Annotated in this window: 21 protein-coding genes; 6 read left to right on the top strand and 15 right to left on the bottom strand. The window is 72.3% G+C overall.

Features of this window, described 5'->3' with window-relative positions; translation table 11 throughout:
* The 9 genes from C3489_RS35795 to C3489_RS35835 form a co-directional block, all read right to left on the bottom strand.
* Nucleotides 1-967 (bottom strand): PAS domain-containing protein (locus C3489_RS35795; RefSeq protein WP_146075397.1); only part of this gene is annotated, 967 nt, incomplete at its 3' end.
* A gap of 389 nt (nucleotides 968-1,356) precedes the next feature.
* Nucleotides 1,357-2,577, bottom strand: a complete 1,221-nt coding sequence (rocD, locus tag C3489_RS35800) for an ornithine--oxo-acid transaminase (RefSeq protein ID WP_103786314.1) — start codon at nucleotides 2,575-2,577, stop codon at nucleotides 1,357-1,359.
* Nucleotides 2,574-3,395 carry a dimethylargininase gene (gene ddaH, locus C3489_RS35805; RefSeq protein WP_103786315.1) on the bottom strand — a complete coding sequence of 274 codons (822 nt, stop codon included), beginning with the start codon at nucleotides 3,393-3,395 and terminating at the stop codon, nucleotides 2,574-2,576. The genes rocD and ddaH overlap by 4 nt, the downstream gene beginning before the upstream one ends.
* A 123-nt stretch (nucleotides 3,396-3,518) precedes the next feature.
* Nucleotides 3,519-4,022 (bottom strand): Lrp/AsnC family transcriptional regulator, encoded by a 504-nt coding sequence (locus C3489_RS35810; RefSeq protein WP_103786316.1) that lies wholly within the window; start codon nucleotides 4,020-4,022, stop codon nucleotides 3,519-3,521.
* Between the two features lie 48 nt (nucleotides 4,023-4,070).
* Nucleotides 4,071-4,253, bottom strand: a complete 183-nt coding sequence (locus C3489_RS35815; RefSeq protein WP_103786317.1) for a hypothetical protein — start codon at nucleotides 4,251-4,253, stop codon at nucleotides 4,071-4,073.
* Between the two features lie 102 nt (nucleotides 4,254-4,355).
* Complete coding sequence (locus C3489_RS35820) at nucleotides 4,356-5,306, bottom strand: cytochrome c oxidase assembly protein (protein ID WP_103786318.1); 951 nt, start codon at nucleotides 5,304-5,306, stop codon at nucleotides 4,356-4,358.
* Nucleotides 5,307-5,408: 102 nt separating this feature from the next.
* Nucleotides 5,409-6,434 (bottom strand): 6-phosphofructokinase, encoded by a 1,026-nt coding sequence (locus tag C3489_RS35825; protein WP_103786319.1) that lies wholly within the window; start codon nucleotides 6,432-6,434, stop codon nucleotides 5,409-5,411.
* A 188-nt stretch (nucleotides 6,435-6,622) separates the two neighbouring features.
* Nucleotides 6,623-7,351, bottom strand: coding sequence for a type 1 glutamine amidotransferase (locus C3489_RS35830; protein ID WP_103786320.1), 729 nt, complete (start codon nucleotides 7,349-7,351; stop codon nucleotides 6,623-6,625).
* Between the two features lie 17 nt (nucleotides 7,352-7,368).
* On the bottom strand, nucleotides 7,369-8,607 hold the full coding sequence (locus C3489_RS35835; protein WP_103786321.1) for a MurT ligase domain-containing protein: 1,239 nt from the start codon (nucleotides 8,605-8,607) through the stop codon (nucleotides 7,369-7,371).
* Between the two features lie 161 nt (nucleotides 8,608-8,768).
* On the opposite strand from C3489_RS35835, the gene def reads away from it, so the two are divergent.
* Nucleotides 8,769-9,317 (top strand): peptide deformylase, encoded by a 549-nt coding sequence (gene def / locus C3489_RS35840; RefSeq protein WP_103786322.1) that lies wholly within the window; start codon nucleotides 8,769-8,771, stop codon nucleotides 9,315-9,317.
* Between the two features lie 34 nt (nucleotides 9,318-9,351).
* On the opposite strand, the gene C3489_RS35845 is transcribed toward def, so the two are convergent.
* Nucleotides 9,352-9,999: a TetR family transcriptional regulator gene (locus C3489_RS35845; protein WP_103786323.1), complete on the bottom strand. Its 648-nt coding sequence runs from the start codon at nucleotides 9,997-9,999 to the stop codon at nucleotides 9,352-9,354.
* 172 nt (nucleotides 10,000-10,171) lie between these two features.
* Between C3489_RS35845 and C3489_RS35850 the strand changes: the two genes are divergently transcribed.
* The 3 genes from C3489_RS35850 (at nucleotide 10,172) to C3489_RS35860 (ending at nucleotide 13,355) form a co-directional block, all read left to right on the top strand.
* The gene (locus tag C3489_RS35850; RefSeq protein ID WP_103786324.1) at nucleotides 10,172-11,398 is read left to right on the top strand and encodes an acyl-CoA dehydrogenase family protein; all 1,227 of its coding nucleotides are present in this window, start codon (nucleotides 10,172-10,174) and stop codon (nucleotides 11,396-11,398) included.
* A gap of 155 nt (nucleotides 11,399-11,553) precedes the next feature.
* On the top strand, nucleotides 11,554-12,657 hold the full coding sequence (locus tag C3489_RS39920; protein ID WP_103786325.1) for a hypothetical protein: 1,104 nt from the start codon (nucleotides 11,554-11,556) through the stop codon (nucleotides 12,655-12,657).
* A 35-nt stretch (nucleotides 12,658-12,692) separates the two neighbouring features.
* Nucleotides 12,693-13,355, top strand: coding sequence for a transcriptional regulator (locus C3489_RS35860; protein WP_103786332.1), 663 nt, complete (start codon nucleotides 12,693-12,695; stop codon nucleotides 13,353-13,355).
* 4 nt (nucleotides 13,356-13,359) lie between these two features.
* Here C3489_RS35860 and C3489_RS35865 read toward each other — a convergent pair whose 3' ends face one another.
* The 5 genes from C3489_RS35865 to C3489_RS35885 all read right to left on the bottom strand — a co-directional run bounded on the left by C3489_RS35865 (nucleotide 13,360) and on the right by C3489_RS35885 (nucleotide 18,292).
* A complete protein-coding gene (locus tag C3489_RS35865) occupies nucleotides 13,360-13,593 on the bottom strand; it encodes a DUF6213 family protein (protein WP_103786326.1) in 234 nt (77 codons plus the stop codon).
* A gap of 16 nt (nucleotides 13,594-13,609) precedes the next feature.
* On the bottom strand, nucleotides 13,610-15,004 hold the full coding sequence (locus C3489_RS35870; protein ID WP_103786327.1) for an NADP-dependent succinic semialdehyde dehydrogenase: 1,395 nt from the start codon (nucleotides 15,002-15,004) through the stop codon (nucleotides 13,610-13,612).
* Between the two features lie 75 nt (nucleotides 15,005-15,079).
* The gene (locus tag C3489_RS35875) at nucleotides 15,080-15,544 is read right to left on the bottom strand and encodes an NUDIX domain-containing protein (RefSeq protein ID WP_103786328.1); all 465 of its coding nucleotides are present in this window, start codon (nucleotides 15,542-15,544) and stop codon (nucleotides 15,080-15,082) included.
* Nucleotides 15,541-17,079 (bottom strand): ATP-dependent DNA ligase, encoded by a 1,539-nt coding sequence (locus tag C3489_RS35880; RefSeq protein ID WP_103786329.1) that lies wholly within the window; start codon nucleotides 17,077-17,079, stop codon nucleotides 15,541-15,543. Before C3489_RS35880 ends, C3489_RS35875 begins: the two co-directional genes overlap by 4 nt.
* Nucleotides 17,080-17,362: 283 nt before the next feature.
* Entirely contained in the window at nucleotides 17,363-18,292 is a 930-nt protein-coding gene (locus tag C3489_RS35885) for an NAD(P)/FAD-dependent oxidoreductase (RefSeq protein ID WP_103786330.1), read from the bottom strand.
* An 85-nt stretch (nucleotides 18,293-18,377) separates the two neighbouring features.
* On the opposite strand from C3489_RS35885, the gene C3489_RS35890 reads away from it, so the two are divergent.
* Both C3489_RS35890 and C3489_RS35895 read left to right on the top strand, forming a co-directional pair.
* Nucleotides 18,378-18,950 carry a helix-turn-helix domain-containing protein gene (locus tag C3489_RS35890; protein WP_103786331.1) on the top strand — a complete coding sequence of 191 codons (573 nt, stop codon included), beginning with the start codon at nucleotides 18,378-18,380 and terminating at the stop codon, nucleotides 18,948-18,950.
* Nucleotides 18,951-19,035: 85 nt separating this feature from the next.
* A partial coding sequence (locus C3489_RS35895) for an alcohol dehydrogenase catalytic domain-containing protein (protein ID WP_374936803.1) occupies nucleotides 19,036-19,536 on the top strand: 501 nt, incomplete at its 3' end.

Raw genomic sequence — 19,536 nt, forward strand, 5'->3', positions numbered from 1 at the left:
GATCGGAGCGGTGCGCGGCCCGGCGCAGCGGCACCTCGCCCGGCCCGGTCGCCGTCGGCCCGGCCGGTTCCGCCCCGCGCAGCACGTCCTCCAGCAGGTCCACCGCGACGAAGTCGGCGAGCGCCGGCACCGCCACCTCGGCCAGCTCCCGGGCGGTGCGCATCAGGTCAAGGCTGCGGCCGATCTGCTCGCCCGCCCGGTCCAGCAGCGCCAGCCGCTGCTGCGCGCGGCGCCGCTCGCTGATGTCGACGACCGTGTAGTACACACCCATCGGACGGCCCCGCTCGTCCTCCAGACGGGTGAACGACATCATGTGCGCGGTCTCGCGGAGCGGGGCGGCCCGCACCCGGCCGACATGCTCGTAGCCGACCACCGGTTCGCCCGTGGCCAGCACCCGCCGCATCTGCTCCTCGATCGCCGCCGAGTCCAGCCCCGGCTGCACATCGGCCAGCCGCAGTCCCAGCCGCTGCTCGGCCGGGGCCCCGCCGTAGCGGGCCAGTGCCTCGTTCGACCACACGAACCGCAGATCGGTGTCGACGATCGCGATGCCGATGGGGGAGTCCGCGACCATCTGCTCCAGCACCGTCCGGCTCATGTCCCAGCCGGGGCCGCCGGACACCTCCGACAGCAGCGCCAGCCAGCGCGACGGCCCGCGCGACTCCTCGGCCGCGGTGATGCGCACCATGCACCGGGCGGTCGGGCCGCCCTTGCAGCGGGCGGTCAGCAGCCCGGCCCAGCCGCCGTCCATCCGGCACCGCTCCAGCACCTCCGGCGCGCGCTCGGCGTCCGGGCCGGTCAGCAGGTCGGCGAGCTGCTTGCCGACCACCTCCGGGGCCGGGTAGCCGAGCAGCCGCTCGGCCTCCCGGGTCCAGCCCGTCACCAGGCCCTGGGCATCGAGCAGCACCGGCGCGGCGTCCGCCACGTCGAACCGCCGGCCGACCACGCCCGGCTCCTCGTCAGTGCCCACGGCCGACCTCTCTGTCGCTGACAGTGGTCCACCACTCTTTGCCCCCATCTTCACCCTGCCCGAGGCGGGGTGCACGGGCCACCGCGGCGAGAGGCGGGGGGCGCGGCCCTGGGCGGGTCGCCTGCCGTGGGGGCCGCGCCTCTGGGCCGGTCGCTGCTGTGGGGCCGCGACCTGGGCGGGTCGCCTGCTGTGGGGCCGCGCCTCCGGGCCGGTCGCCCGCCGTGGGGGGCACGCCCCTGGGCCGGTCGCCCGCCGTCGCTGACGGCACCGGGGCCGCTCGCCGAAGCAAGCGGCCCCGGCGGGTCACGGGCCGTGCCGGTTCACCGCGCCAGTCGGGTGAGCCGGCTCAGTCGGGTGACGGCGCGCGCCGGGTCACTGCGCGCGTCGGCTCACTGCGCCAGGACCTTCTCCAGCGCGCTCAGCGCGGACTCCAGCTCCTCGCGGGTGACCGTCAGCGGCGGCGCCAGCCGGATGGTGGAGCCGTGGGTGTCCTTGACCAGGAAGCCCTCCCGCATCAGCCGCTCGCTGATCTCGCGCCCGGTGCCGATCGCGGGGTCCACGTCGACCCCGGCCCACAGGCCGCGCGAGCGGAAGCCGACCACCCCGCGTCCGACCAGCGCCGACAGGCCCGCGCTCAGCACCTCGCCCAGCTCGGCGGCCCGGCGCTGGAACTCGCCCGTCTCCAGCAGCCCGATCACGGCCGTGCCGACCGCCGCGGCGAGCGGATTGCCGCCGAACGTCGAGCCGTGCTCACCCGGGTGCAGCACGCCGAGCACCTCGCGCGTCGCCACCACCGCCGACACCGGGACGATCCCGCCGCCGAGCGCCTTGCCGAGCAGCAGGACGTCGGGCATGACGTCCTCGTGCTGCACGGCCAGGGTGCGCCCGGTGCGGCCCAGGCCCGACTGGATCTCGTCCGCGACGAACAGGGTGTTCGTACGCCGGGTCAGCTCGCGTACCCCCGCGAGATAGCCGTCGTCGGGGATGAGCACGCCGGCCTCGCCCTGGATCGGCTCGATCAGCACCGCCGCCGTCGTCTCGTCGACGGCCGCCTCGATCGCGGCGAGGTCGTTGTACGGCACGATCCGGAAGCCCGGCGCGAACGGGCCGAAGCCGGTGCGGGCGGTCTCGTCCGTGGAGAACCCGACGATCGTCGTCGTCCGGCCGTGGAAGTTGTCCGCCGCCACCACGATGGTCGCCCGGTCGGCCGGTACGCCCTTGACGTCGTACGCCCACTTGCGGGCCACCTTGATGCCGCTCTCCACGGCCTCGGCGCCGGTGTTCATGGGCAGCACCATGTCCAGGCCGGTCAGCGCGGTGAGCCGCTCGGCGAACTCGGCGAGCTGGTCGTTGTGGAAGGCCCGGGAGGTCAGGGTCAGCCGGTCCAGCTGCCGGTGCGCCGCCTCGATCAGCGCCGGGTGGCGGTGGCCGAAGTTGAGCGCCGAGTAGCCGGCCAGCATGTCCAGGTACCGGCGGCCCTCCACGTCCTCCACCCAGGCGCCCTCGGCGCGGGCGACGACCACGGGCAGCGGGTGGTAGTTGTGCGCGAGGACGGGCTCCTCCGCGCCGATCAGCTCGGCGGAGGTACGGACGCGTGCGGGTGCGCTCATGAGCGGATCTCCTGGGTGCAGCACTTGATGCCGCCGCCTGCCTTGCGGAACTCCGACAGGTCGACGGGAACGGGGACATAGCCGTGCTCGTCCAGCCGGGCGGCGAGCGTCTCGGCCTGGGGGGCGATGAAGACATGGCGGCCGTCGGACACGGAGTTCAGGCCGAAGGCCAGGGCGTCCTCCTCGGTCGCGAGCACCGCGTCCGGGTACAGCCGCCCCAGCACCTCGCGGCTGCCCGGCGAGAACGCCTCCGGGTAGTACGCGATGTTGCCCTCGGGCCCGTCGTCGAGCACGAACAGCGCCGTGTCGAGGTGGTAGAAACGCGGGTCGACCAGCGTCAGGCTGACCACCGGGTGGCCGAAGAACTCCTGCACCTCGTGGTGCGCCTCCCGGGTGGTGCGGAACCCGGTGCCGGCCAGCAGGTACCGGCCGGTCCAGACGAGGTCGCCCTCGCCCTCGCAGACGTTCTCGGGCCGGTACACGGTGTAGCCGGCCGTCTTGAACCACGTGTCGTAGTGGGTGGACTCCGGCCGGCGCTCGGGCGCGTGGAAGAGCGAGCCGAAGACGCGGCCGCCGACGACGACCGCGGAGTTCGCGGCGAAGACCATGTCGGGCAGGCCGGGCACGGGCTCGACGGTCTCGACGGCGTGCCCGTGGGAGCGGTAGGCGGCGATCAGCGTCTGCCACTGCTCCCGGGCGAGATCGACGTCGACGGGGGTGTCGGGATGCATCCAGGGGTTGATCGCGTACTGCACGGCGAAGTGTCTGGGTTCGCAGACGAGGAAGCGCCGCCGGCGCGGCACACGGCTTTCGGTCACAGAGGGGTCCCTCCGCTTCCTGGGTGTCGAGTGAGGGTTGACACCACGGTAGGAAGTGACGCGGACGGGCGACAAGCAACGGAAGCTGCGTGTTCGCGCAGGATCACTGCGTTGTGACGCCGCTCAACGCACGTCTGATGCGCCGTCCGGGGCGACCTGGCTGGCGCCCGCTTCGGGAGACTCCGGGATGAGATGGGACAGCACCATCACGCTGATCGTCTTCCGGATGAACGGCTCGGTACGGATGCGCTCCAGCACCTCCTCGAAGTGCTCCACGTCCCGCGCCCGCACGTGCAGCAGCGCGTCCGCCCCGCCGGTCACCGTCATGGCCGCCGTGATCTCCGGATGGTTGCGCACCACCTCCGCCAGGCGCCGCGGCGGGGCCGCGCCCTCGCAGTACACCTCGACGTACGCCTCCGTGCGCCAGCCCAGCGCCGACGGCTTCACGGTGGCCGTGAACCCGGTGATCACACCGGTGTCCCGCAGCCGGTCCACGCGCCGCTTCACCGCCGTCGCCGACAGCCCGATGTCCGCGCCGATCTCGGCGAAGCTCGTCCGCGCGTTGGCCATCAGGGCGGTGATGATCTTCCGGTCGAGCTCGTCGAAGGGGGCGGCCTTGCTGTTCATGGCGGCACTGTATCCAGCGCTCGCGGGCTGTCCGCTTCCCCGGGAGGGTCAGGTGGTGCGGGTGGCGGCCATGCCTATGGTGATCAGGCCCAGGACGACCCAGCCGAACCACAGCCAGCCGTTGCTGCCGAGGGCGACGCTGTAGGCCGTCACGACGACCAGGCCGCCGAGGGTGAGGGCGCCCATGGCCTTGGTGGAACCAGGGGTGGAACCGGGAACGGAACCGGGCATCGCGACACCCTCCTCATGGTCGGCTCCCCTCCATGGTGCCCCCGATCGGCGCAACGGAGTCCGGCCCGGCGCCGATCCGTCGGCGCCAGTGACTCGGGGACGTCAGTCGGTGCGGGTGTTCAGCGACGCCAGGTAGGCGTTGTACGCCTCCAGCTCCTTGTCGCCGTCCCGGTCGGCGGCCCGGTCCTTGCGGCGGGCCTGCCGCTGCTCGGAGCCGTACCACTGGAACAGCAGCGCGATCAGCACCAGCACCGAAGGGATCTCGCTGAACGCCCAGGCGATACCGCCCGCCGCGTTCTGGTCGGACAGCGCGTCGATGCCGAGCGAGGCCGGCGGGTTCTTGAAGGTGTCGACCATCGGCGCCGACGCCATCATCAGTGCGATGCCGAAGAACGCGTGGAACGGCATGCCCGCGAACAGCTCCAGCATCCGCATCAGATAGCCGGGCCGGTGCGGGCCCGGGTCCACGCCGATGATCGGCCAGAAGAACACCACGCCGACCGCGAAGAAGTGCACCATCATCGCGACGTGCCCCGTCTTGGAGCCCATCAGGAAGTCGAACAGCGGGGTGAAGTACAGCGCGTACAGGCTCGCGATGAACAGCGGGATCGTGAACGCCGGGTGCGTGATGATCCGCATGTACCGGCTGTGCAGCAGCATCAGCAGCAGCTCACGCGCGCCCTTGCGGCCCCGGCCGGCGGTCGGCAGCGCGCGCAGCGCCAGGGTGATCGGGGCGCCGAGCAGGACGAGGATCGGCGAGAGCATGCTGATCACCATGTGCTGCACCATGTGCACCGAGAACATGACCATGCCGTAGTCGTTCAGCTTGGTGCACATCATCAGGGCGACGGTGAGCACGCCGACGACGTACGACACGGTCCGGCTCACGGGCCAGGCGTCGCCGCGCCGCCGGAGCCGGGCGACCCCCCAGCCGTACAGCGCCAGCCCGAGCAGGCAGGCCACGAGGAAGAACGGGTCCGCCGACCACTGAAGACCACGTCCCAGCGTGAACGGCGGCAGATCCATGACCATGCCGTGCCCGCTGTGCTCCATCCGCCGGCTCCTGATTCGTGGGGGGTTGTGCGCTTTGAGTCGGCTCTTAGGGTACGGCGAACCCCGGCCACCTCTGTGACCGGGGTCGGGAAAGCCACCGTCCTACAGAACGCACTCCGCCTCGGCGTACCGCTCCGCGGGAACCGTCTTCAACGTCTCCACGGCCTCAGCCAACGGCACCATCACGATGTCGGTACCCCGCAGAGCCGTCATCTGCCCGAAGAGACCCGCGTGCACCGCCTCCACCGCGTGCCACCCGAACCGCGTCGCGAGCACCCGGTCGTACGCCGTGGGCGTCCCGCCGCGCTGCACATGGCCCAGGATGACCGGCCGCGCCTCCTTGCCGAGCCGCCGCTCCAGCTCCACCGACAGCTGACGGGCGATCCCGGCGAACCGCTCGTGCCCGTAGATGTCCTTGCCGCCCTCGTCGAAGTCCATGGAGCCGGGCCTCGGCTTGGCCCCCTCCGCCGCGACGACGATCGCGAACCGCTTGCCCGCGTCGAACCGCTCGCCGACCCGGGCCGTCAACTCCTCGATGTCGAAGGGCCGCTCCGGGACGACGATCGCGTGCGCGCCGGCCGCCATGCCGGAGTGCAGGGCGATCCAGCCGGTGTGACGGCCCATGACCTCCACGACCAGCACCCGCTGGTGGGACTCGGCGGTGGTCTTGAGCCGGTCCAGGGCCTCGGTCGCCACCCCGACGGCCGTGTCGAAGCCGAACGTGACGTCCGTGACAGCGATGTCGTTGTCGATGGTCTTCGGCACGCCGACGATCGGCAGGCCGCTGTCGGACATCAGACGGGCCGCCTTGAGCGTGCCCTCGCCGCCGATCGGGATGATCGCGTCGAGGCCGAGCTCCGCGACATGCCCCTTCGCCCGCTCCACGCCGTCGCGCAGATGCGAGGGCTGGACCCGGGAGGAGCCGAGGATCGTGCCGCCGCGGGCGAGGATGCCGTTCACCGCGTCAAGATCAAGCTTGAGGTAGTCGCACTCCAGAAGGCCCTTCCAGCCGTCCCGGAAGCCGATGACCTCGTCGCCGTGGTCGGCGACGGCGCGGTGCACGACGGACCGGATGACGGCGTTCAGACCGGGGCAGTCGCCGCCGGACGTGAGGACACCAATGCGCATAGCCCGAAACAACCTTCTCAACCAGGGCTGGGACCGGACCGCGCTGTCCGGCTCGATCCCCGCCACCCTAGCGGCTCAGGGGGGCGGGCGAGCACCATGCGTCCGCCTGCTGGAATGCCCCGCTCACCTGTGCGGACGAGGCGTCAGACGGGCTGGTGAACCCCGGCCGAAGCCGGGGTTACGAGGGCTTACGCCGGCTGCTGAGCGGCGGCGATGCGCTCGCCGCGCAGCGCCTCGTACCAGCGGTCGTCGACCGGCGGCAGCGCGTTGACATCGAGCGCCAGCTTCAGCAGCAGGTCGGCGATCAGCGGGTTGCGGGCCAGCACCGGGCCGTGCATGTACGTACCGAAGACGGTGCCGTTGTACGCGCCCTCCGTGCCGTCGCCCGTGCCGTTGCCGTTGCCGATGCGCACGTTCGCGAAGGCGCGGGCGGTGGGGCCGAGGTGGGTGACGCCCTGGTGGTTCTCGAAGCCGGTCAGCTGCGGCAGGCCGAGCTGCGGGTCGATGTCCGCGAGCACGTCGCCGACGCACCTCGCGCCCTCGCCGCGCACCGAGACCACGTCGAGCAGGCCGAGGCCGGGCTCGCGCTGGCCGAGGTCGTTGATGAACTCGTGGCCGAGGATCTGGTAGCCGGCGCAGACGGAGAACACGATCGCGCCGTTGTCCACCGCCCGGGTCAGGCCGCCGTCGCGGCGCAGCCGCTCGGCCGCGAGCCGCTGCGGGCGGTCCTCGCCGCCGCCGACCAGGTAGATGTCGCCGGAGGTCGGGATCGGCTGGTCGCTGCGCACGTCGAGCCGGGCCACGTCCAGGCCGCGCTGACGCGCCCGGCGCTCCACCACGAGGACGTTGCCCTGGTCGCCGTAGGTGCTGAGCAGGTCGGGGTAGACCCATACGACCCGCAGGCTGTTGTCGCTCACAAAAGTCCCCTGAACTCTCAGTTGCCGACGCGGCGGCGCAGGTCCTGGAAGGCGGTGTAGTTGGCGATGACCTCGATCCGGCCCGGCGGGCACAGCTGCACGGCCTGGTCGAGGGTGTCGCAGACCTGGAACTGCTGGCCCGCGACCTCCAGGCGGACCGCGAGGTCCAGGCGCCGGTCGCCGATCACGACGATCGGGTGGCCGGTCAGCCGCGTGTAGTCGACGTCCCACAGCCAGGAGGTGTCCGTGCCGTCGGCGCCGCGCGCGTTCACCGAAAGGATCACCGGGGCCGGCGGCTGGTCGATCAGCGAGAACGTCTCCAGCCAGCCGGCCGGGTTCTTCGCCAGCAGCAGGCGCAGGTCACGGCCCTCGAACTGGACCACGTCGTAGCGGCCGGCGACCGCCTGCACCTGGTACATGCGCTCCAGCGCGACCTGCGGCGGCACGCCGAAGACGGCGGCGACCGCCGCGGAGGTGGCGGCGTTGGCCTTGTTGGCGCGGCCCGGCAGCTGCAGGTGGATCGGCCAGGCGGAGCCGTGCGGGTCCAGCACGTGCTCGCCGTGCAGCGCCCAGCTGGGCGCCGGGCGGCGGAAGCCGCACTCGCCGCAGAACCAGTCGTCGCCGGGGCGCTGCATCACGCCGCCGCACGACGGGCAGGACCAGGCGTCGTCCTTCCACATCTGCCCGGCCGCGACCCAGATCACGTTCGGGGAGGAGGACGCGGCCCACACCACCAGCGGGTCGTCGCAGTTCGCGACGACGACGGCCTTGGTGCCGGCCAGACCCTCACGCCAGTTCTCGGCGAGCATCCGGGTCTCGGCCGCGCGGTCCAGCTGGTCGCGGGAGAGGTTGAGCAGCGCGATGCACTTCGGCTCGGTGTCCCGGGCGACGCCGGCCAGGTACTTCTCGTCGACCTCGATCACGCCGTACCGGGCCTCCGAGCCGCCCGCGAGGGCGGAGGTGATGCCGGCGGGCATGTTCGCGCCGAGCGCGTTGGAGACGACCGGGCCGGCCGCGCGCAGCGCCTCGGCGATGAGCCGGGTGGTGGTGGTCTTGCCGTTCGTCGCCGAGACGAGGATCACGTCCAGGTTCTGGGCGAGCTTGCCGAGCAGGTCGGGGTCGAGCTTGAGGGCCACCCGGCCGCCGATCACCGAACCGCTGCCGCGCCCCGCGGCGCGCGATGCCGCCGCGACCGCCTTGCCCGCGGTCACGGCCAGCTTGGCCCGCGGCGTGAGCGGGTCCGAGTTGCCTGCCATCAGTTCTCGATCCTCCTTGCGTACGCGCCGCGCCTCGAAGCCTTTGAAGCCTGACGGCCACGTGGTGTGGGCATCAGCCTATCGAGATCCATTCGCACTCCCGAACCACGGCCCACACCTGCGCGGCTGGAGGGGGCCGTGGTGACCGTACCCTTTCCGCCATGCGACACGGCTCGATCCCGGGCGCCCACGGGCGCGTCCGGCCCCTGACCCTGCTCGGCGACCCGGTTCTGCGGGAGCCGTGCCGGGAGGTTACCGACTTCGGCCCGGAACTGGCTGCCCTCGTGGAGGACTTGTTCGCCTCGATGTACGCGGCGCGGGGGGTGGGGCTGGCGGCGAACCAGATCGGGGTGGGGCTCAGGGTCTTCGTCCACGACTGCCCGGACGACGACGATGTCCGGCATCTGGGACATGTGGTGAACCCGAGGCTGGTCGAGGCCGACGGGATCTCGCTGCGGGGGCCGGAGGGGTGTCTGTCGCTTCCGGGTCTTGAGGCGGGGGTGGAGCGGTACGACCATGCGGTGGTCCAGGGCTTCTCCGTGACCGGTGAGCCGGTCACCGTGCACGGGACGGGCTTCTTCGCCCGGTGTCTGCAGCACGAGGTCGACCATCTGGAGGGGAAGCTGTACGCCGACCACCTCCACGGCCGGCGTCACCGCAAGCTCATGCGTCAGGTGGCCCGTGCCCCCTGGCACCGCCGGACTCCGTGAGCCCGGGCACGGTCGCAAGCGGGCCCTGACACGGTCAGAAGCCCGGGCCGCCCATCCGGTCCCCGGCCGCGGCCAGGCGGCCCCACAGCAGGTCGGCCAGGGAGCGGACCAACTCCTGGCGGCTGCAGGGGCGTTCGCCCAGCCACCAGTCGCCGGCCGCGTGCATCATGCCGACGATGCCGTGGCCCCAGACCCGGGCCAGCTGCCGGCTGTCCGGGCCGAGGTCGACGCGCTCCTCGATGACCTGGGCCAGTTCCTCGCCCATCCGCCGCAGCAGCGGTGCCGAGTGCTTGCCGACGTCGAATCCCTGGTCGCCCTGGGCGCCGCCGCCCTCGGCCGGATGCATCAGGAACCGGTACACCTGCGGGCGGGCCTCGATGGCCGCCAGATAGGTGTCGAGGGTGGACTCCACGCGCTCCCGGCGCTCGGCCGGGGCGTCCAGGGCCGCCCGCAGCGAGTCGAGGAGCGCGTCCGTGTGCCGCTTGGCCAGCGCCGCGTACAGGCCGCCCTTGTCGCCGAAGTGCCGGTAGAGGATCGGCTTGGTGATCCCGGCCTCGGCGGCGATGGCGTTCATCGACGCCTGGGGGCCGTCGCGCAGCACCACCCGGTCGGCTGCCTCCAGCAGCTCCCGCCGTCGGCGGTCGGCGGACCGCTGCTGCTCGGTCCGCTGCGTGGTGTCCATGTCCTCTCCCCACCCATGCTGAATCGGTGACGCCTGCGCAAACTAACACTCTCCGCGTCCATCCCCTCGAACGGGCTGCCGACGGGGCATCGGGAGTTGACTTTTCCTACCCGCCGGTAACAGACTCCCGTTACCGCAAGTAACACGCACGTGCGCCGCCGCTGGAGGGGACATGGCCGAGTTCACCATGGAGCTCAACGACGAACAGAAGGAGGTCCGGGACTGGCTCCATGGCTTCGCCGCCGACGTGATCCGCCCCGCGGCCGCCGAATGGGACGAGCGTGAGGAGACTCCCTGGCCGGTCATCCAGGAGGCCGCGAAGGTCGGCATCTACTCCCTCGACTTCTACGCCCAGCAGTACTTCGACCCCACCGGCCTCGGCATCCCGATGGCGATGGAGGAGCTGTTCTGGGGCGACGCGGGCATCGCGCTGTCCATCGTCGGCACCGGCCTCGCCGCCGTGGGCGTCCTCGCCAACGGCACCGAGGAGCAGATCGGCACCTGGATCCCGCAGATGTACGGCGACCAGAACGACGTCAAGGTCGCGGCCTTCTGCTCCTCCGAGCCCGACGCCGGCTCCGACGTCGCCTCCATGCGCACCCGGGCCGTCTACGACGAGGCCAAGGACGAGTGGGTGATCAACGGCACCAAGACCTGGGCGACCAACGGCGGCATCGCCAACGTCCACGTCGTCGTCGCCGTCGTCGACCCGGAGCTGGGCTCCAAGGGACACGCGTCCTTCATCATCCCGCCCGGCACCCCCGGCCTCGCCCAGGGCCAGAAGTTCAAGAAGCACGGCATCCGCGCCTCGCACACCGCCGAGGTCATCCTCGACAACGTGCGCGTCCCCGGCTCCTGCCTGCTCGGCGGCAAGGAGAAGCTGGACGAGCGCCTCGCGCGGGCCCGGGAGAGGGCCAAGCAGGGCGGCGAGCGCGTGAAGAACGCCGCGATGGCCACCTTCGAGGCGTCCCGCCCGGCCGTCGGCGCCATGGCCGTCGGCACCGCCCGCGCCGCGTACGAGGTCGCCCTCGACTACGCCAAGACCCGCGAGCAGTTCGGCCGCCCGATCATCGACAACCAGGGCGTCGCCTTCCAGCTCGCCGACATGCGCACCCAGATCGACGCGGCCCGCCTGCTGGTGTGGCGTGCCTCCTGGATGGCGATCAACGGCAAGCCGTTCACCGCGGCCGAGGGCTCCATGTCCAAGCTGTTCGCCAGCGAGACCGCCAAGAAGGTCACCGCCCAGGCCATCCAGATCCTCGGCGGCAACGGCTACACCCGCGAGTACCCGGTGGAGCGCATGCACCGCGACGCCGCCATCTACACCATCTTCGAAGGCACGAGCGAGATCCAGCGCCTGGTCATCGCCCGCACCCTGTCCGGGATGCCGATCCGCTGACCCCCCGTCAGCGGACGCCGTCGAAAAGCCCCTCGGCTTCCACCGGGGGGCTTTCCGGTGCCCCGGAGTCGCTGGAACGGGTGCATGTGCCGGTTCATGATGATCAGTCAGCAGCGGTCGCCGGTAGGGTCGGGCCTCCCGAAAGGAGGTCAGGCGTGCCCGCTCGTCTCCGCGCCTTCCTGGCCACGGTCGTCCTCGCAGCCGCCGCGCTCCTGGGCGCCGGCTCCCCGGCGCTCGCCGGTGCGGCCGCCCCCCGCCCCTTCGTGATCGAGGGGCTCGATCTGCACGACGCCACCATCAAGCGCTTCGGCGACACGTACTACATGTACGGCTCGATGTACGCCTGCGGCTTCGAGTGGTACGTCAACAACACGCCCTGGTGCGGGTTCGGCGTCTCCACCGCGAGCCGCCCGCAGGGCCCGTGGAGCGCGCCGAAGCCGCTGTTCGCCCCGGACACCCGGGACCCGTACGCGAAGCGGAGCTGGCAGGAGACCTGCGGCGGCACCGGACAGGGCTGCTTCAACCCGCGCATGATCCAGCGCACCGGCTGGGGCCTGGACGACGGCGCCTTCCTGCTGTGGTTCAACGCCCCCCGGCACCACACCGACACCAAGGTGAACGCCTACAACGTCATGACCTGCGCCGGCCCGGCCGGCCCCTGCGGACCGAGCACCGCGGGCGGCACCTACACCAAGCCGACGCTGACGGTGTGCGCCGGCAACGGCGACTTCGGCATCATCGAGCGGCCCCGCACCCGCCCGGCGATCGTGTGCACCATGCCCGGCGAGACCGCCCTCAGCATCGAGGAACTCAGCGCGAGCGGCGACAGCGGCACCGGCATGGGGGTGCGGAGCGTCGCCGGCCTCACCCACGTCGAGGGTCCCGGCGGCTGGTGGAACGCCAAGCACCAGACGTATGTGCTCACCTACTCCGACCAGGGCTGCGGCTACTGCGCGGGCACCCCCACCAGCTACGCCACCTCGCCCTCCCTGTACTCCGGCTGGACCGCCCCCGGCAACGTCGGCTGGGGCGCCCCCGTCTACGGCCGCCGCGTGATCAACGGCACCTCCTGCGGCGGACAGCCCCGTACCGTCACCGTCCTCGACGGACAGCCCTGGCAGATCGTCGACCTGTGGCGCGGCACCCGCAACGAGACCCAGGCCGGCACGCTGCTGGCCCCCCTCTCCTACACCCCCACCCAGGGCACGCCCGGCGACGGCAAGCGCTGGATCCCGCCTGTGAGCTACTCGTGCAGCTGAGCGGCTCCCGCGCCGACCACTCGGGGAAGGACGCCATGACGACCACCGCCAGGGACCTGCTGGAGACGGCCACCCACGCGCTCGCCCCCGACCCGGAGGCCAACCCGCTGGTCCCGCTGATCGCCCGCGGCGAGGCGAGCCGGGGCACCCTGGCCGCGCTCGCCCTGGAGCAGGCCCTGGTGATCCCCGCCGACCGCCGCGCCTTCGGCCACCTGGCCGAGCGCGCCGCGGACGACCCCGAGTCCGCCGCCTGTCTGCGCCTGCTCGCCGACGGCGAGACCCTGGCCGAGGAGCGGCTGACGGCGTTCGCCGAGGCGTGCGGCGTGGACGCGGCAGGCACGGCCGCGTACCAGCCCCGGCCCGGCTGCCAGGCCTACCCCGCCTACGTCGCCTGGCTCGCCCTCAACGCCGAACCCGCCGACGCCGTACTGGCCCTGAGCGTCAACTTCTCCGCCTGGGGCGGCTACTGCGCGACCATCGCCGACGCGCTGCGGCGGCACTACGGCTTCTCCGACGACGCGTGCGCCTTCTTCGACTTCTTCGCCGCCCCCGCTCCCGACCTCGACCGGCAGGCCGAGGCGGCCGTCAGGGCGGGGCTGGAGGCCGGCCGCCTGGACCCGGCCCGCGCGCACCGCCACGGCAGGCTCCTCCAGGCGTACGAGGCGATGTTCTGGACGGCGCTCGCGCAACCGGCCTGAACCCTTACGGCGCCCCGCTGCTGTGCGCGATGCACGCCACGTCGATCCGGTCGGCGAGCTTGGCCAGCTCGATGGTCAGCGCTGCCACCGTGTCCTCGTCGAGCCCGCTCTCCCCGGCCTCCACGAGCCGCACCCACCGCGTGCCCACGGTGCGGAGCAGTTTGCTCACGTCGGCCGCGGAGACCTGCAGGACCCCGCGGTCGTCGACGATCAGAGGCAGAGTCACTTCGCGGTTCACACCGGCGATCGTAGCCTCACGAACCCTGCCAAACGGTGGTGATGTTGCAGAACTCGCGGATTCCGTGCCCGGACAGCTCACGACCGTACCCCGATCGCTTGACGCCGCCGAACGGGAACGCCGGGTGGGAGGCCGTCATGCCGTTGACGAACACACTGCCCGCCTCCAAGTCGCGGACGAACCGGTCGACCTCGGACTCGTCACGCGTCCACACGTTCGAACTCAGGCCGAACGGCGAGTCGTTGGCGATCAGCACCGCCTCGTCAAGGTCGCCCGCCCGGTACAGCGTGGCCACCGGTCCGAACGCCTCCTCGCGGTGGATGCGCATCTGGCGCGTCACCCCGGCCAGCACGGTCGGCGGGTAGTACCAGCCGGGCAGTTCGGGCCGGCGCAGCCGGTGGCCGCCGCACAGCGCACTCGCCCCGCTGCGGGTGGCGTCGTCGACCAGCTCCTCCAGATCGTCGCGGCCCCGCTCGCTGGCCAGCGGCCCGACGTCGGTGTCCTCGTCCATCGGGTCGCCGACCTTCAGCGCCTTCATCCCGGCGACGAACTTCTCCGCGAAGGCGTCGTAGACGTCCGTGTGCACGATGAACCGCTTCGCCGCGATGCAGGACTGCCCGTTGTTCTGCACCCGCGCGGTCACCGCCACCTGGGCCGCCCGGTCGAGATCGGCGGACGGCATCACCACAAAGGGATCACTGCCGCCCAGCTCCAGCACCGTCTTCTTGATCATCTCCCCCGAGGTGGAGGCGACGGCCCGGCCCGCAGGCTCGCTGCCGGTCAGCGTGGCCGCCTTCACCCGCTCGTCCCGCAGGACGTCGTCGACCTGCGCGGAGCCGATCAGCAGCGTCTGGAAGCACCCCTCGGGATAGCCCGCCCGATGGAACAGGTCCTCCAGGTACAGAGCCGTCTGCGGCACGTTCGACGCGTGCTTGAGCAGGCCGACGTTGCCCGCCATCAGCGCGGGCGCGGCGAACCGCACCACCTGCCACAGCGGGAAGTTCCACGGCATCACCGCCAGCACCGGGCCCAGCGGCCGGTAGCGCACCCGCACACGGGTGGCGCCCGAGTCCTTCACATCCGCCTCGGCGGGCTCCTCGTCGGCGAGCAGCGCCTCGGCGTTCTCGGCGTACCAGCGCATCGCCTTGGCGCACTTGGCGACCTCCGCGCGTGCCTGCTTGACCGGCTTGCCCATCTCCGTGGTCAGCATCCGGCCGGCCTCCTGCTGGTCGGCGTCCAGCAGCTCGGCGGCCTTGTTCAGCAGCCGGGCGCGCTCGTCGAAGCCGGTGGTGCGGTAGGTACGGAAGGTGGCCTCGGCGAGCTGGAGCCGGCGCTCGATCTCCTCCTCGCCCATGGCCTCGTACGTCTTGAGCGTCTCGCCGTTCGCCGGATTCACCGTTGCGATGGGCATGACCGACCTCCCTGGGAGCGGGTGTGCTTAGACCTTCGCGCGTGGCCGCGGCGACCGCAACGCGTACGCATCTGCTCAGGTCGAGTGCTCCGCCAAGCGGTCGAGAAACGCCGCCTGAGCGCGGACGATCACCTCACGCGCCCGTTCCACCCCGAACCACGCCACCCGGTCCAGCTCGGGGAACTCCCGCATCCGTCCGGAGCGCGGCGGCCACTCCATGAGGAAGGTGCCGGGGGTGACGGCATCGGGATCGAGGTCGGCCTCGACCGCCCACGCAGTGACGGTCTTCCCGCCGCTCTGCCGCACCTCGCCGAGCGGTACGGCGTCCCCGTCCGGCGGGGCGAGCCCCAGCTCCTCCCGGAACTCGCGGCGCGCGGCCTCCCAGGCGGGCTCCTCAGGGTCGTACTCGCCCTTGACGACGGTCCACGCCCCGGCGTCCTTCTTCGCGAAGAACGGGCCGCCCATGTGGCCGAGCAGCACCTCAAGGCCGTCCGGTGTACGGCGGAACAGCAGCAGTCCCGCGCTGTGCCTCCCCGTCACGGGCGCACCTCCGGGTGGGCGGCGAGCAGGGTCTCGACGGTGTCGGCGTCCTCGGGCCGCTTGTCCTGCCGGTAGCGCACGACACGCGCGAAGCGGAGGGTGACGCCGGCCGGATAGCGCGTGGAGCGCTGCAGACCGTCGTAGGCGATCTCGACGACGAGCTCCGGGCGTACGACGACGCCCCAGCCCTTGCGCTCCACCGCCAGCTCCTGCAGGCGCTCGGTCTGCCAGCCCAGCATCGCGTCGGTCATGCCCTTGAAGGTCTTGCCGAGCATGGCGAAGCCGCCGTCGGCGGTGCGGGCGCCGAGGTGCAGGTTGGACAGCTTGCCGGTGCGGCGGCCGTGACCCCACTCGGCGGCCAGCACGACCAGGTCCAGGGTGTGCACGGGCTTGACCTTCAGCCACGCGGCGCCACGCCGGCCCGCGCTGTAAGGGGCGTCGAGCGCCTTGACGACGACACCCTCATGCCCACGCCTGAGCGTCTCGGCGAGAAACGCCTCCGCCTCCGGGACATCGTCGTCCCCCCGCACCACCGTCCGCCGCACCCGCATCGGCTCCGGCACGAGCCGCGCCAGCTCCGCGTGCCGCTCGCTGAACGCCAGGTCGAGCAGGTCACGGCCGTCGACCGCCAGCGCGTCGAAGAAGACGGGGGAGACAGGGACCTCCCGGGCGGCCGTCGTCACGTCCACCCGGGAGCCGACACGCCCGGCGATCTCCTGGAACGACCGCGGACGGCCGTCCGGCCCGAAGGCGATGACCTCCCCGTCCAGCACGAACCGCTCACCGCGCAGCTCCCTGGCCGCCCGCGTCAGCTCCGGCAGCCGGTCGGTGATGTCGTCCAGGGTCCGCGTGTACAGCCGTACGTCGTCACCGTCGCGGTGCACCTGCACCCGGATGCCGTCCAGCTTCTCCTCGACGGCGCAGGCGCCCAGCTTCCCGACCGCCTCGGCGACCGACGTGGCGGTGTGCGCGAGCATCGGCAGCACCGGGCGCCCGACCGTGAGCCGGAACCGAGCCAGAGCCGCCGGACCCTCCGCGAGCAGCGCCTCGGCGACCGTCTGCAACGACCCGGCGAGCATCACCGCCCGCCGCACATCCGCCGCCGGCGCCCCGGTCGCCTCCGCCAGCCCCTCCACGGCGAGCGCGTCCAGGGCACCCTGCCGGACCTCCCCGGTGATCAGACCGACGAGGAACCGCTGCTCGGCCTCGGTGGCCGCCCCCATCAGCTCCCCGACCAACCGCGCCCGCTCGGCCTGCGCCCCGGGCCCGGACACCTTCCCCACCTCGCTGAGCCGCGCGTCCACCTCCCGCACGGTCAGCGTCGGCTCGTCGGCCGGCGCGACGGCCCGCCCCAGCACCTTCCACCCGATCCCGAGCCGCCCCTGCGGCAACCGCCCGGCGAGATACGGAATGACGATCGGCACGTCCGCCGCCTCCGCATCCCGGAACAACCCCGCCAGCAGGGCCGTCTTCCGGGACCGCGCGGAGGTGGCGGCAACCTCCTGCGACACACGCGCGAGCCGGTCCAACAGCATGCAGTCATGGTGCACCGGTTGCACCGGCGCGACACCTGCACAGCACGACGGCGGGAAGGCCGCCGACGGCGGGCCCCCGCCGTGCCCACCGGCCGCAGGCGCTAGACCAGCCACGACGCAACAGCAACGGGCCGCCGCAGGCATTCAAGGGGCGCGGGGAACTACGCGACCAGCCACAACGCAACAGCAACGGGCCGCCGCAGGCAAAGACGAGCAACCACAACGCACCCGCACAGGCCGCCGCAGGCAAAGACGAGCAACCACAACGCACCCGCAGCCGCCCTCACCCGTGCGCAGAGTCCAGCTCCGCAAAGAGCAGCTCCCCATTGATCGCAGCCCCCACCCGATACCCCCCACTGGCCGCATTGATCACCTGCTCGGCAAACCCGGAGGCGTTCCCCGCAGCCCACACCCCCGAAACGCTCGTCAGCCCCCGCTCGTCGATCACCGGATAACAGCCGAACGGCGTCTCCCGCAGCTCGACCCCCAGCCGCCGCAGCAGCCCGGTGCGCGGAACCGCACGCGGCGCCAGGAACACCACCGCCCGTTCGTGCACCGCGCCGGAGGCGAGCCGTACCCCGGTCAGCCGGTCGTCCTCGACCACCAGCCCGGCGACCTCACCCGGCACCACCTTCACCCCCGCCACCGCCAGCCGCCGCAGGTCCTCGTCGGACAGCTCCCGCTCCGCCACCCGGTGCAGGAAGAACGTCACGTCCGCGGACCACTGGGACACCATCAACGCCTGGTGCACGCTCATCGCACTCGTGCCCACCACCCCGAACGCCTGATCCCGCACCTCCCAGCCGTGGCAGTAGGGGCAGTGCAGCACGTCCCGCCCCCACCGCTCGGCGACGCCGGGAAGGTCGGGCAGCTCATCCCGGAGCCCCGTGGCAACAACCACGTGCCGACCGCGCACGGTCCGTCCCCCCGCCAGCCGCACCGCGAACCCCCCGTCCCCCCGCGCCGCGTCCACCGCCCGGTCCCGCACCAGTTCCACCCCGTACCGGGCGATCTCCTCCCGCCCGATCGCGAGGAACTCGGCGGGCGCCATCCCGTCCCGGGACAGGAACCCCTGCATATGCGCGGCAGGCGCGTTGCGCGGCTCGCCCGCGTCCACGACGATCGTGCGGCGCCGGGCCCGGCCCAGCACCAGGGCAGCGGACAGTCCGGCCGCGCCGCCCCCGACGACGACCACGTCATACGTCTCGGTCATGGTGACCACCTCCGCCCCCGACAGTCCCCGAGAAGTGGCCGGATCGACAAACGACTTTGCCGGTTCGGCAAGACACAATGGAGGCATGACGACGGACGAGGTACTCGCAGGCGTAGGCCCGAGACTCCGCAGGATCCGCAAGGAGCGGGAGGTGACCCTGGCGGCGCTCTCCGAGGCGACCGGCATCTCCGTGTCCACCCTGTCCCGGCTGGAGTCGGGCCTGCGCAGACCCAGCCTGGAACTGCTGCTGCCGATCGCCCAGGCCCACCAGGTCCCGCTGGACGAACTGGTCGGCGCACCCCCGGTCGGGGACCCCCGGGTGCGGGCGAAGCCGATCACCCGGGGCGGACGCACGCTGTACCCGCTGAGCCGGCAGCCGGGCGGACTCCAGGCGTACAAGATGGTCGAGCCGCAGCGCTCGGAGCAGCCCGATCCGCGCACGCACGAGGGCTACGAGTGGCTGTTCGTGCTCTCCGGGAAGCTGCGCCTGGTGCTGGGTGAGCACGACATCGTGCTCACCCCGGGGGAGGCCGCCGAGTTCGACACCCGCGTGCCGCACTGGTTCGGCTCGACGGGGGAGGGGCCGGTGGAGTTCCTCAGCCTCTTCGGCCCGCAGGGGGAGCGGATGCACGTCCGCGCGAGGCCGAAGCGAGGGTGACGCACGAGACTGTTCCCTGATCGGCAAGCGACCGCTTAGTATGCCGGGGAACCGGTCGGACGACGCAGTCTTGTGGAGGCTCCGCATGCAGGCATGGCAGGTGCACGAGAACGGTGAGCCGAGCGAGGTGATGCGCCTGGAGGACGTCGCGCCTCCCTCGCCCGGCGACGGCCAGGTCCTGCTCAGGGTGCGCGCCGCGAACATCAACTTCCCCGACGCCCTGATGTGCCGGGGCGAGTACCAGGTCCGGCCGCCGCTGCCGTTCACGCCGGGCGTGGAGATCTGCGGCGAGACGGAGGACGGCCGCCGGGTGATCGCCAACCCGGCCCTGCCGCACGGCGGTTTCGCCGAGTACGCCGTCGCGGACGCCGCCGCCCTGCTGCCCGCGCCCGACGCGCTGGACGACGCGGAGGCGGCCGCCCTGCACATCGGCTACCAGACCGGCTGGTTCGGTCTGCACCGCCGGGCCGCTCTCCAGGCCGGCGAGACCCTGCTCGTGCACGCCGCCGCGGGAGGGGTCGGCAGCGCGGCCGTGCAGCTCGGCAAGGCGGCCGGCGCCACCGTCATCGGGGTCGTGGGCGGCGCC

The organism is Streptomyces sp. Ru71 (assembly GCF_002920535.1).
Taxonomy (GTDB): Bacteria; Actinomycetota; Actinomycetes; order Streptomycetales; family Streptomycetaceae; genus Streptomyces.

What these genes read in the sequence shown, in the direction of transcription:
- C3489_RS35885 (WP_103786330.1), bottom strand. Translation starts at nt 18,292, where the DNA reads ATGACCGAGACGTATGACGTGGTCGTCGTCGGGGGCGGCGCGGCCGGA.
- C3489_RS35835 (WP_103786321.1), bottom strand. Translation starts at nt 8,607, where the DNA reads ATGGCAGGCAACTCGGACCCGCTCACGCCGCGGGCCAAGCTGGCCGTG.
- def (WP_103786322.1), top strand. Translation starts at nt 8,769, where the DNA reads ATGCGACACGGCTCGATCCCGGGCGCCCACGGGCGCGTCCGGCCCCTG.
- C3489_RS35845 (WP_103786323.1), bottom strand. Translation starts at nt 9,999, where the DNA reads ATGGACACCACGCAGCGGACCGAGCAGCAGCGGTCCGCCGACCGCCGA.
- C3489_RS35880 (WP_103786329.1), bottom strand. Translation starts at nt 17,079, where the DNA reads ATGCTGTTGGACCGGCTCGCGCGTGTGTCGCAGGAGGTTGCCGCCACC.
- C3489_RS35820 (WP_103786318.1), bottom strand. Translation starts at nt 5,306, where the DNA reads ATGGAGCACAGCGGGCACGGCATGGTCATGGATCTGCCGCCGTTCACG.
- C3489_RS35850 (WP_103786324.1), top strand. Translation starts at nt 10,172, where the DNA reads ATGGCCGAGTTCACCATGGAGCTCAACGACGAACAGAAGGAGGTCCGG.
- C3489_RS35870 (WP_103786327.1), bottom strand. Translation starts at nt 15,004, where the DNA reads ATGCCCATCGCAACGGTGAATCCGGCGAACGGCGAGACGCTCAAGACG.
- C3489_RS35825 (WP_103786319.1), bottom strand. Translation starts at nt 6,434, where the DNA reads ATGCGCATTGGTGTCCTCACGTCCGGCGGCGACTGCCCCGGTCTGAAC.
- C3489_RS35815 (WP_103786317.1), bottom strand. Translation starts at nt 4,253, where the DNA reads ATGCCCGGTTCCGTTCCCGGTTCCACCCCTGGTTCCACCAAGGCCATG.
- C3489_RS35860 (WP_103786332.1), top strand. Translation starts at nt 12,693, where the DNA reads ATGACGACCACCGCCAGGGACCTGCTGGAGACGGCCACCCACGCGCTC.
- C3489_RS35890 (WP_103786331.1), top strand. Translation starts at nt 18,378, where the DNA reads ATGACGACGGACGAGGTACTCGCAGGCGTAGGCCCGAGACTCCGCAGG.
- C3489_RS35810 (WP_103786316.1), bottom strand. Translation starts at nt 4,022, where the DNA reads ATGAACAGCAAGGCCGCCCCCTTCGACGAGCTCGACCGGAAGATCATC.
- rocD (WP_103786314.1), bottom strand. Translation starts at nt 2,577, where the DNA reads ATGAGCGCACCCGCACGCGTCCGTACCTCCGCCGAGCTGATCGGCGCG.